10 protein-coding genes are annotated in these 11,492 nt (G+C 46.2%); all 10 read right to left on the bottom strand.

Annotated features, from left to right (window positions below; genetic code table 11):
- Position 1: 1 nt before the first annotated feature.
- The 10 genes from araQ to V6D42_RS01055 all read right to left on the bottom strand — a co-directional run bounded on the left by araQ (position 2) and on the right by V6D42_RS01055 (position 11,463).
- Positions 2-847 (bottom strand): arabinose ABC transporter permease AraQ, encoded by an 846-nt coding sequence (gene araQ / locus V6D42_RS01100; protein ID WP_026014752.1) that lies wholly within the window; start codon positions 845-847, stop codon positions 2-4.
- Complete coding sequence (locus tag V6D42_RS01095; RefSeq protein ID WP_010335239.1) at positions 848-1,789, bottom strand: carbohydrate ABC transporter permease; 942 nt, start codon at positions 1,787-1,789, stop codon at positions 848-850.
- 35 nt (positions 1,790-1,824) lie between these two features.
- Entirely contained in the window at positions 1,825-3,126 is a 1,302-nt protein-coding gene (locus V6D42_RS01090) for an ABC transporter substrate-binding protein (RefSeq protein ID WP_333512128.1), read from the bottom strand.
- A 30-nt stretch (positions 3,127-3,156) separates the two neighbouring features.
- Complete coding sequence (gene egsA, locus V6D42_RS01085; protein ID WP_333512127.1) at positions 3,157-4,341, bottom strand: sn-glycerol-1-phosphate dehydrogenase; 1,185 nt, start codon at positions 4,339-4,341, stop codon at positions 3,157-3,159.
- On the bottom strand, positions 4,338-5,156 hold the full coding sequence (locus tag V6D42_RS01080; protein WP_333512126.1) for an HAD-IIA family hydrolase: 819 nt from the start codon (positions 5,154-5,156) through the stop codon (positions 4,338-4,340). The genes egsA and V6D42_RS01080 overlap by 4 nt, the downstream gene beginning before the upstream one ends.
- Positions 5,134-5,823, bottom strand: a complete 690-nt coding sequence (gene araD, locus V6D42_RS01075) for an L-ribulose-5-phosphate 4-epimerase (RefSeq protein ID WP_326128780.1) — start codon at positions 5,821-5,823, stop codon at positions 5,134-5,136. The genes V6D42_RS01080 and araD overlap by 23 nt, the downstream gene beginning before the upstream one ends.
- Before the next feature lie 12 nt (positions 5,824-5,835).
- Complete coding sequence (gene araB / locus V6D42_RS01070; protein ID WP_333512125.1) at positions 5,836-7,521, bottom strand: ribulokinase; 1,686 nt, start codon at positions 7,519-7,521, stop codon at positions 5,836-5,838.
- 15 nt (positions 7,522-7,536) lie between these two features.
- Complete coding sequence (araA, locus tag V6D42_RS01065; RefSeq protein WP_333512124.1) at positions 7,537-9,027, bottom strand: L-arabinose isomerase; 1,491 nt, start codon at positions 9,025-9,027, stop codon at positions 7,537-7,539.
- A 181-nt stretch (positions 9,028-9,208) separates the two neighbouring features.
- Positions 9,209-10,180 (bottom strand): arabinan endo-1,5-alpha-L-arabinosidase AbnA, encoded by a 972-nt coding sequence (gene abnA, locus V6D42_RS01060; protein WP_010335246.1) that lies wholly within the window; start codon positions 10,178-10,180, stop codon positions 9,209-9,211.
- Positions 10,181-10,377: 197 nt separating this feature from the next.
- Complete coding sequence (locus tag V6D42_RS01055; RefSeq protein ID WP_333512123.1) at positions 10,378-11,463, bottom strand: M42 family metallopeptidase; 1,086 nt, start codon at positions 11,461-11,463, stop codon at positions 10,378-10,380.
- Between the last annotated feature and the right edge of the window lie 29 nt (positions 11,464-11,492).

The raw sequence follows: 11,492 nt of genomic DNA, 5'->3' as shown, positions 1-11,492 counted from the left end.
ATTATCCTTTGACTCCGCCTACTGTCAGGCCGGAGATAAAGTACTTTTGGAAAAACAAGAAAATGATAATCACCGGCAAAATGGCAAATACTGAGCCGGATATGAGCATGTCGTAGTTGTTTCCGTAAGGGCTAAGCAAGCTGGAAAGCCCGATTGGAAGCGTAAACATTTCTTTCGACCGAAGCACAATCAAAGGCCATAAGAAGTTGTTCCAGCTGTTTAAAGACTGGAGAATGATCATCGCTCCGAATGCCGGTTTCATCAGAGGCGCCATAATCCTGAAAAAGATGCCGAATTCCGTGCATCCGTCCATCCTTGCTGAATCCAGCAGGTCTTTTGGAAGGCCGAGTGCATATTGCCGGAAAAAGAAAACAGCTACCGGCGAAACGATAAACGGCAAAATGACACCCGTATACGAATCGATCAAATGCAATCCGACTGTAAGCTTAAACAACGGGAGCATCATCACCTCAAGCGGGACCATCATAATAATCAGCACAAGAACAAAAATGATATTTCTGCCTTTAAATTCATAAACCGCTAGCCCGTATCCGATCATCGAAGAGAAAAACAAGGTTAGCACTGTCGTTAATAGACCAAGCACAAGGCTGTTAAAAAACCATTTAAAATAAATACTGCCGCCGTTAAACAAAAATGTATAGTTATCAAGACTCATCACTTTTGGATCAATGTCAACATTCAGCCCCACCCGTAAAAGCTCAGATGATGGCTTTAATGATCCTAAAAGCAGACAGAAAATCGGGAAAATATACAACAGGCTCAGCATGATAAAAAATAGAGTAAGCGCGATTCTGTACACCCGAAACTGAGGACTGTGCCGCAACATTTACCCCTCCCCCTTAAACGAGCCTGACAGTTTTAATGAAATCAGGCTGACAACAAGTATGACAATCAAAAGCACAATGCCAATGGCCGCCCCGTATCCCATTTCATTGTAAGCAAGGCCCTGCTGATACAAATATCCGACAAGCGTCAGGCCGATATTACCCGGGGAATTATTTTGCCAAAGGACGTAGCTCTCCTCAAACATCCTGAACCCGCCAATGATGCTGATGGTTAAAACATAGACGGATACAGGCTTCAGAAACGGCAGCGTAATGTGCATAAATTTTTTCATCGTATTTGCTCCGTCAATATCAGCGGCTTCGTACAGCTCTTTCGGCACATTTTGCAGTCCGGCCAAAAAGTAAAGGATGTTGATTCCCATCCATCTCCACGAAGCAAGCAGCACCATCAAAAACATGCCGGTATGTTCATTGTTCATCCAGTTCTGCGGTGAAAAGCCGAGTTTGAGTAAGATAGAATTGGCCAGAGACGTTTCCATTTCTCCGAAGATCAGACGAAAAATAATCCCTGCCACAATGGTAGAAGTCAATGCCGGAATGAATAGTGCTGATTTGAATATATTTCTAAACTTGACCAGCTTTGAATTCAGGAATATGGCCAGAAGCAATGGAACTGGAATCAGCACAATCAGCGTCCAAAATGTATACTCCAGCGTATTAAAAAGGGCGGTATAAAACGTCGGGTTGTTAAGCGCGGTGTAATTGGATAACCCGACAAACGTCACCTCTCCAGGCAATATTCTTTGAAAGCTCATGATGAAGACACTAATGATGGGGTATAGAAAAAAAACAAGAAAGGATAATACAAATGGCGCTGTAAACAGATAAGGCGCCGCTTTTTTCGAATAAAAAATACCTCGCCAGCCTGATTCTTTCGCAGCCGAAGGAACGGGATGAGCCGTTCCCGTTTTCACAGGTTTCATGAGAACCTCCCCGCTTTCACTTTTTGAATGGGATTCTATTTCTGTTTCAGTTCACCTGCCGCTCTGTCCAAGGCTTGTTTTGGCGTCTTTTGCTGAGATTTGAGCGCGTCGAATAATACGCTTCTGTTGACAAGGTCTGAAGCCTTGGCAAAATCCTCATGTAAATAAATCGGATTGATTTCATCCTTGATATCGAGCAGCACAGAAAAAATGCCTGTTCCGTTTTGGAAGTAATCCGTGTATTTGTTTTTCTCTTTTAATTCCTTGGAGCTCCAGACATCCCAGCGCAGCGGATCGAACCCGAGCACACTCCAAAGCTTTTTGTTTCCTTCTTCAGAACCCTTCGCAAAGGCGAGTAACTCTTTCGCTAATTCGACATGTTTGGCCTGCTTTGGCACAACGGTGGCTGTGCCGCCCAAACCTGCTGAACGATCGCCTCCTTCTTCCCATGCCGGAAGCGGCCGAATGGCAATCTTCCCTTTCAGATCAGGCATATAATCTATGAATCTTCCCATATACCAAATCGGCATCAGAACAGAAGCCGCTCCGCCTTGGTTCATAAAACCGTAATATTCTTCACTGTGATGCCCGCCGCCCGGTGCGGCGATCATTGTTTTATCATTAAGCATGTCTTTTAAATACTGAAGCGTTTTTACATTGGTGTCATTATTCAGGATCAGCTTTCCGTTTTTATCAAAATACCCTGAGTTTTGCTGTGAAATCATTGATAAAAACGTTGCTGAATCATTTGTTTCCACCGTTCCCATTGGCTTTCCGGTCGCTTTGCGCACTTTCTGTCCGGCTTTGCGGTAATCATCCCAGGTTTTAATATCATCCGGGTTGATGCCGGCCTTTTTCATAATATCCATGTTATAGAACATTACCGTCGTCCCTACATGAGTATCCAGCCCGTATAGCTTGCCGTTTTTGCTGTACAGCGTAAGACGCGCCTCTACGAATTTATCCCTGTCCTTCTCAATAAGCGGGGACAAATCGGCAAGCGGGACATCGGAGCCCTTCAGAAAGTTTGAAAACCGGGCCAATTCGACATCTGCAATGTCAGGCACGCCTTCCCCGGCGATTAAGGAAATCGACAGATTATCGTGCATTTGGCCATACGGATAAACGACCGTATTCAGTTTAATTTGACGGTCAGGATATTTCTTATTCCACTCTTTCACCATTTCCACATAAAACTGCTCATGAAGTCCGTTAAATGTCCAAAAAGTCAGCTCCGTTTCACCCGGTTTACCGGATGACCGTTCCGCTGAACACCCAGCGATGAATAATGTCAAAACCATCATGAGCGCAAGAAAACAGGCAGTCATCTTTTTCATCTACGTTACCCCTTCCATTCGAGGTGCGGGCTATTCATAAAGACCATGATTGACAAGCGTTTTGTTTTCATTGATGAGTCTTAATCCGGTGCAGCGGTCTCTTAAGGTGTGCGCGTGTCTGAAGGCATTCTTGACGGAATCCTGCCCGACACCGATTTCGTCAAAATACGCAGGGCCTCCGGCAGATTTCAGCAAGCCGGCCAGCTTTTTTCCTTCCGGCAGCGTTTCATAAGCCGATTGAATGACTTCCCGCTGACGCGGAGAAAATTCGTTCAGCCCTTCAGCCTGGATCAGCTTTCTGTACGTGTCAGTCAATAAAACGGCCGCACAGCCCACTTTTGCCCCATGGAGAATCTGAGGCCGTTTTTTCTCCATTAATTCCATCTCAATCCAATGGGAAATATGATGCTCCCCTCCTGAAGCAGGGCGGGAATGGTCCAAAGCCAGCATGACAAGTCCCGATACAATTAAGGACTCCATCAGAACCCGGATGCCCGCTTCCGTTTTCATTGCAATGTCTTCAGCGTGTTCGATACAGGCATCAAGTGCTTCTTGTACGAGCTTTGCGCCTAATGGTGAATAAGGCTCACCAGCGAGCTGATGAGAAATGTTCCAATCAGCCAAAGACGTCATTTTACCTAGCATATCCCCAAATCCGGCCGCCACCATAGGCTGCGGCGCCGCTTTTAAAATATCAAGATCAGCGAACAGCGCGGACGGGGCCTTCGTTTGGATGGTTGTTTTCGTACCGTATAAAATAATGGGCGCACCAGCTGATGTAAATCCGTCAACAGATGGGGCGGTCGGATAAGAAATAAACGGCAGACCTCTCTGGAAGGCGGCAAAACGCACGATATCATGGATAGTCCCCGAACCGACTGCAATCATGATATCTGTCGATTTGTTCGTGTGGACCAGCACATGAATGAGTGATCGTTCATCTGCCGCCACATCTCCTGCTTCATTTTCCGGAATAATCAGGCACTCCGCCTGAAGCCCTTCCTTTATCAAGCGGTCTTCTAACTCGATTCCCGCTATGCGGTGCGTATTCCGATCACAGACAAGGACGATACGCTGATCATTCCTTCTTTTTACATAATCCAACAACCGATCGGCTGCTTGTTTTTCAAGAACAATTTCTTCTACTCCTAGAGGACATGTCATCTCCCCCGCGTGTTCAAAAGCACGCTGAACGCCAGCTGCGATATGATTCATAGCAGAATCCCCTCCTCAGCCAGTTTGGTTACATCCTTAATGGACTCCAGTACATAATCCGGCGTATATAAACGCTGTTCTCCCGGTTTCGCTGAACCAGTCAGCACTAAAGCGCTCTTCATGCCATACAGCTTTCCCATTGCGATATCAGATTCAATGCTGTCTCCTATAATCATACATTCATGCGCGGAAAGCCCCAGCGCAGTACAGGCAGCCTCCGCCATCAGCCATGATGGCTTTCCGACGACAAGCTCCGTCTTCGCCTGAGCAGAAGCTTCTATTGCCCCGATCATTCCGGCAACGTCGATGGCATTTCCGTCCTCATTTGGAAAATAGCAATCTTTGTTCGTGGCCATTATACGAGCGCCTGCGGCGGCCGCTTTAAAGGCTTGATTCAAGTCTTCGTAGGTGAGTGTTTCATGAAGCGAGATGACAAGCCAATCCGCCTCCTTCGGTTCATCCGCTGTCTGGACGCCTGCCAGCCTCAGTTCGTCTATCAAGCCCTGTTCTCCAAGCACCCATACCTTTGAAAAACGATAGTTTCTTTTTAAAAAGGCTGCTGTCACACTTGATGACAAGACAATTTCGCTTACATCTGCATCTATACCGGCACCAAGCAGTTTTTTTCTGCACATGGCACGGGAGATATTTCCCCGGTTGCTCAAAAAGACGATTTTCTTTCCCATATTTCGAAGTGTACTGATGGCTTCTCTTGCTCCATCGATCAGTTCGTTTCCTCTGAATACGGTACCGTCCAAGTCAATCAGAAAACCGGCCGGTGATACTGCGGGATTATGACTGGCCATAATACGCATTTGCTCCGTGTTTTCGATAAAAGTGCTTTTCGTGGAGAACAGTATTGATCGGGCTGACATTCTTGTTGAGCATCATAGAGTGATACGCCATTTCCGCAACCGTTTCTAACACCACCGCGTTGTGAATGGCGTTTAAGGCGTCTGTGCCCCAGCAGAACGGGCCGTGATTATTAACGAGCACGCCCGGCACCTGCTCGTATTTATGGTGCTGAAAGGTCTCCGCGATCACTTTGCCTGTATTCAGTTCATAGTCATGGATAATTTCTTCATCGTACATTTCTCTTGTACACGGAATCGCACTGTCGAAATAATCGGCATGTGTCGTGCCTAAAGGGGGTATGTCCCTTCCGGCTTGCGCCCAGCTTGTCGCCCATTGAGAATGGGTATGGACAATCCCGCCGATATTCGGAAACGCGTGATACAAATAAACATGAGTGGGTGTATCAGAAGAAGGTTTGAGCGAGCCTTCTACGACCTCACCTTCCAAATTCAAAACAACCAAGTCATCGGCTGTCAGCTCGCTGTATTCGACTCCGCTCGGTTTAATGACGATTAACTCTTTTTCACGGTCAATACCGCTTACATTTCCCCACGTAAAGGTCACCAGCTGATGCTCTTGAAGCTTCAGGTTGGCAGCCAGCACCTCTTTTTTTAACGTTTCAAGCATGCTCATCACCCTTTATGAATTCTTTTGTGCGGCAGATGAAAATTGAAGATTTTTTATCGTTTTCAGACGTTTCATGACATGATTCTCTTTTCCGAAATATTGAACCAGCTCTTTATATTCAGCATATAGCTTTTCATATACGGCGGCATGTTCAGCGTTTGGCGTATAGGATATATCTTTCAGTTTCCCCATGTGCGCCGCTGCCTCTGTGACATCATCATAGCCGCCGTTTTCTTTACCGACCGCAAGCGCGCCGAAAATGGCAGAGCCTAAGGCTGGGGCTTGCGGTGAACCTGAGATTTTAATATCCATGTTTGTGACATCCGCATAAATCTGCATGACAAACGGGTTTTTCTCAGCAATACCGCCAGCTGCGTACAGCTCTTCAATTGGCACACCGCTTTCTCGAAATGTTTCAATAATCATCCTTGTGCCGTATGCTGTTGCTTCAACTAACGCTCGGTAAAGCTCTTCAGGTTTCGTCAGCAGCGTCATGCCTAGCAGCATCCCTGTTAGATCAGCATCAACTAGAGTTGAACGGTTTCCATTCCACCAATCCAGGGCAAGCAGGCCGCTTTCACCCGGCGCTTGCAGATTTGCTTTCTCGCTCAGCAGCTCGTGAATACTGATGTTTTTTTTCTCAGCTTCGTCTTTATATGCTTGCGGGACACACGTTTTTACAAACCAGTCAAAATGATCGCCCACGCAGGACTGTCCGGCTTCATACCCCGCAAATCCCGGTAGAATGCCGTTGTCCACGACCCCGCACATGCCGGGCACAATGTTTACCTCGTCTCCTAAGAGAACGTGGCATGTTGAGGTTCCCATAATCATCAGCATTTTTCCTGGTTCTGTGATACCGACAGCAGGAACAGACACATGAGCGTCAACATTCGCAACAGCAACTGCTGTGCCCGGAAGAAGGCCAGTCAGCTGTGCCATTTTTTCCGTCAGCCCGCCTGCTTTTTCCCCTACTGAGTGAATCGATCCCGCTAACTTGTCTTTTGTAATCGTTTTCATTGCAGGGTGAAGTTTTCCAAAGAAATCCTCTGAAGGATATCCCGCTTCTTCACTCCAAATTGCTTTATAACCGGCTGTGCAGTTGCTTCGCTTCAGCGAGCCGCACAGCTGATACACGATCCAGTCAGCTGCTTCAATAATCCGATCAGCTGCTTCATAAATGTGCGGCGCTTCTTCGGCAATCTGCATCACCTTCGGAATCATCCATTCTGATGAAATTTTTCCTCCGTAGCGCTGTAAAAAAGCTTCTCCTTCTTCTTCGGCGATTTGATTGAGCCGATCAGCATGCTTTTGGGCGGCATGATGCTTCCAAAGCTTCACATAGCTGTGCGGCTCCTCTTCAAATTCCGGCAGCATACATAATGGCTGCCCTTCACTGTCGACAGGCAAGATCGTACATGCCGTAAAATCAATTCCGATTCCGATGATCTCCTGTGGATCAACACCAGTCTGTTCAAGTAATGACGGAATCGTTGTTTCCAAGACTTCCAGGTAATCTGCCGGATGCTGAAGCGCCCAGTCCCGCGGCAGCTTTTGACCCGTTTTGGGAAGAACGGTATCAATGACAGCATGTGGATATTCTTTGACAGCAGCGGCCAGCTCTTCTCCAGTTTTGACGTGAACGAGAACCGATCTTCCTGATAATGTTCCGAAATCAACACCTATTGTGTAAGCCAAGTGACATCCCCCTCTCTACTTTTGAAGCCTGTAAAGCGCCTCGTTCCATTTCAATTCATGTTTCAGCTTGTGAATCGATGTATCACGAGAAATTAAGATACTCTCGACCCCCGCCATTTCCGCCCAATCCATCAATTGCTCCGCTGTCAATTCGTAAGACAAGCAGGTATGGTGTGCGCCGCCGGCTAAAATCCATGCCTCCGCCGCTGTTTTTAATGAAGGCTCAGGCTTCCAGAGAACGCGGGCGACAGGCAGATTCGGCATATCTTTCTCAATTTCCTGTCCGTTTACCTCATTGAGCACGAGACGGAAACGCCCTCCGATATCAACCAGACTCGCTTGAATGGCTGATCCGCTGATGCCATTGAATACAAACCGCGCCGGGTCATCCTTGCCTCCGATAGACAGCGGATGAACTTCAATTTTCGGCTGATCCAAAGCAACTGTCGGGCACACCTCAAGCATGTGTGAGCCAAGAATCATTTCATTTCCAGGTTCAAAATGGTACGTATAGTCCTCCATGAAGGACGTTCTTTTACCTTCAGCCATGATTTTCATCATCCGGACGAGAGCAGCCGTCTTCCAATCACCTTCTCCGGCGAATCCGTAGCCTTTTTCCATAAGCCTCTGAACGGCTAGCCCAGGCAGCTGTTTCATTCCGTGCAGCACTTCAAATGAGGTCGTAAAAGCCGTGTATCCGCCTTGTTCAAGAAAAGCGGTTAGGCCAAGTTCAATTTTCGCCTGTTCTTTAATGGACGCTATCTTTGCTTCGTCTCGTTTCGTTTCTTCGCTGATGACATAAAGCTTGTCATACTCTGCATAGAGTGTTTCGACCTCATCGTCCGTAATTCCATTCATCACTTCGACAAGATCCCCGATGCCATAGCCGTCAACCTGCCAGCCGAATTGAATATGCGCTCCCACTTTGTCGCCGTCCGTTACTGCAACGTGACGCATGTTATCTCCGAATCTGGCAACCTTGATATGTCTGCTTTCATTTAGCGCAGCCGCCGTATTCATCCACTGAGAAATTTCTTTCTTCACCTCTTCATCATCCCAATAGCCTGCGACAACTTTACGGCTCAGTCCCATACGAGAATTGATGTACCCGTACTCGCGATCGCCATGTGCGGATTGGTTGCTGTTCATAAAATCCATGTCAATCGTATTCCATGGAATATCCCGATTGTATTGAGTGTGCAGATGCATAAGCGGTTTTTGGTAAGAGGAAAGGCCTTCTATCCACATTTTTGCGGGAGAAAATGTGTGCATCCATGTAATGATTCCGGCGCATGTTTCACTGTACTCCGCTTCTCTTAACAGCTGTCTGATGGTTTCCGGGGAAGTGACAACAGGTTTATGCTTAATTTTATATCTGGAAGAAATGCCGCTAAACCCCTCACAAATGCTTTTTGCATGCTGGTCGACCAGCTGCAGCGTTTCTTCTCCATATAGATGCTGGCTTCCTGTTACAAACCAGAATTCATAATCTCTTGTCTGAAGCATGTTAACTGCCCCTTTCTTATAAAATAAAACGCTTCCAATTCCAGAATGATAGATACGTACTAATAAACAAAAACTAGTGAATTATTATTAATTTGTACGAACAACTTTATTATAGTAATTCAGTAGGATACTGTCAATCTTTTCTTTTAAAAAAAGCCAGGTGTTCACCTGGCTTTTCAGTTTAATAGGACGGCCAGCCTGAACTCCAATTCAAATCATTGATTAATAGCTTTGGAATTCCGTTATCTTTCGCGTCATAGGCATGGCGCACGAGTATGTTTCCATTTACAATATCCTGACCTCCAGGCCCTTTCCATTGTTCATTGCCGGAATCTAAGATGGTGCCCCCTCCTTCCAGCATACTTTTTCCGCTTTTATCAAGATAAGGCCCTGTTATACTTTTAGATCTTCCATAAGCAATTTTGTACGTACTATTTACTCCATCACAGCATTTATCAAATGAAACCATTAAATAATAATAACCATTTTGATATGTGAGGGTAGGAGCTTCCAGCGCTCCGCCATTACTCGGCCTTGACGCAATGGAATAAAGCGACCCGGTAGGCTTCATCGTGTTCTTATCCAGCTTGGTCAGCTTGATTCCGCTCCAAAACGAGCCGAACGCAAGCCATGGGTTGCCATCCTTGTCAAAGGTGAGTTCCGGATCGATGGCGTTATAATTATTGGAGCTCGTTGACCGGATTACCAGGCCTTCGTCTTTCCAGCTTCCCGAGCTGATGCTTGTTGAAGAAGCAAGGCCTATGGCAGAGATATTTTTTCCGAAAGATGATACTGAATAATACAGCCAGTACTTCCCGTTATAATACTGAATGTCTGGCGCCCACTGGTTTTGGCCGTAATTCGGCACATAAGCGGACCACCATGATAAAGGTGTGCTGAAAATCGATTTTTGCACGGTCCAGTTTTTCGCATCCGAAGATTTGAGAACCCGCAGCCCTCTTTCTTCCGTAAGACCTGTTCCAAACGCGTACCACGAGCTTCCCTCTTTAATCATCGTTGGATCATGAAGCAGTTCATTAGACGCTCCCCAGAATGCAGCGGATGCCGGAGAAGCGGAAGTCAATAACAAACCCGCTGTCAGAGCAGCACTCGAAAAGTGAAAGAACCGTTTCCATGCTTTTTTCTTTTTCAATTTTGTCAAACCTCCTTTATTTTAGAAAGCGCTTACAAAGACTAAATTCAATCCTCCTTCCCTCAAAAATGGGCGGCATATCGTACGTGATCAGATTCAGGAAATTTTCGGTATCTTCTTTCATTTTAGTCACTCCGTCATAATTTGTACAGACAAAAAAATAGAATCCGCCTCACAAGGCGGATTCTTCCGTATCTTTATTGGTACGTAATATCGTCAACCGTTTGGCGATCTAACTTCTTAATGACTTCGGTGATTAATTTTACCGCATTTTCATAATCATCACGATGCAGCATGGCAGCGTGCGTATGAATGTATCGTGTTGCAATGGTAATGGACAGCGCAGGAACACCGTTTGCCGTCAAATGAATGGACCCGGAATCAGTTCCTCCGCCAGCGATCGCATCAAATTGATATGGAATGCCTGCTTCTTCGGCTGTATTGACAACTAAGTCACGAAGTCCTTTGTGGGAGACCATAGATGCATCGTACAGAATAATCTGCGGTCCTTCTCCCATTTTGCTTTGCGCTTCCTTCTCAGAAATCCCTGGCGTATCTCCGGCTATCCCTACATCAACACCGAAAGCAATATCAGGCTGTATCGTGTGCGCAGAGGTCTTCGCTCCTCTTAGGCCAACTTCTTCCTGTACAGTTCCCACGCCATACACAACATTTGGATGATTTGTGTTTTTTAAATTTCTCAAAACATCAATGGCGATCGCACAGCCGATACGGTTGTCCCACGCCTTTGCTAAAAGAAATTTTTCATTGTTCATAACCGTAAATTCAAAATGCGGAACGATCATATCGCCTGGGAGTACGCCCCATTCCAATGCTTCCTCACGGCTTGAAGCCCCGATATCAACGAACATCTCTTTGATGTCTACCGGTTTTTTTCTCGCTTCAGCAGATAAAATGTGCGGAGGTTTAGATCCGATAACACCTGTGACCTCTCCCTTTTTCGTCACGATGGTGACACGCTGAGCCAGCATGACTTGAGACCACCAGCCGCCGACAGTTTGAAAACGGATAAAGCCTTTATCGGTGATTTGTGTCACCATAAATCCGACTTCATCCAAATGCCCGGCAATCATAATTTTCGGACCGTTTTCCGCGCCTGTTTTTTTCGCAATTAAACTGCCAAGCCGGTCAGTTGTCACTTCATCAGCAAATGGTTCTATGTATGATTTCATCACTTGCCTTACTTCTCTTTCATTTCCTGGAATACCTTTTGCATCAGTTAATTCCTTCAGCATGGTTAACGTTTCATCCAATTTAGCCATGATTCCAAAAACCTCCCTCATATATCCTG

The sequence above is a fragment of the Bacillus sp. 0909A genome (assembly GCF_036765115.1).
GTDB lineage: Bacteria > Bacillota > Bacilli > Bacillales > Bacillaceae > Bacillus > Bacillus mojavensis.
Note: the sequence above shows the minus strand (reverse complement) of the source record. Positions and strands in the feature narration are given on the sequence as shown.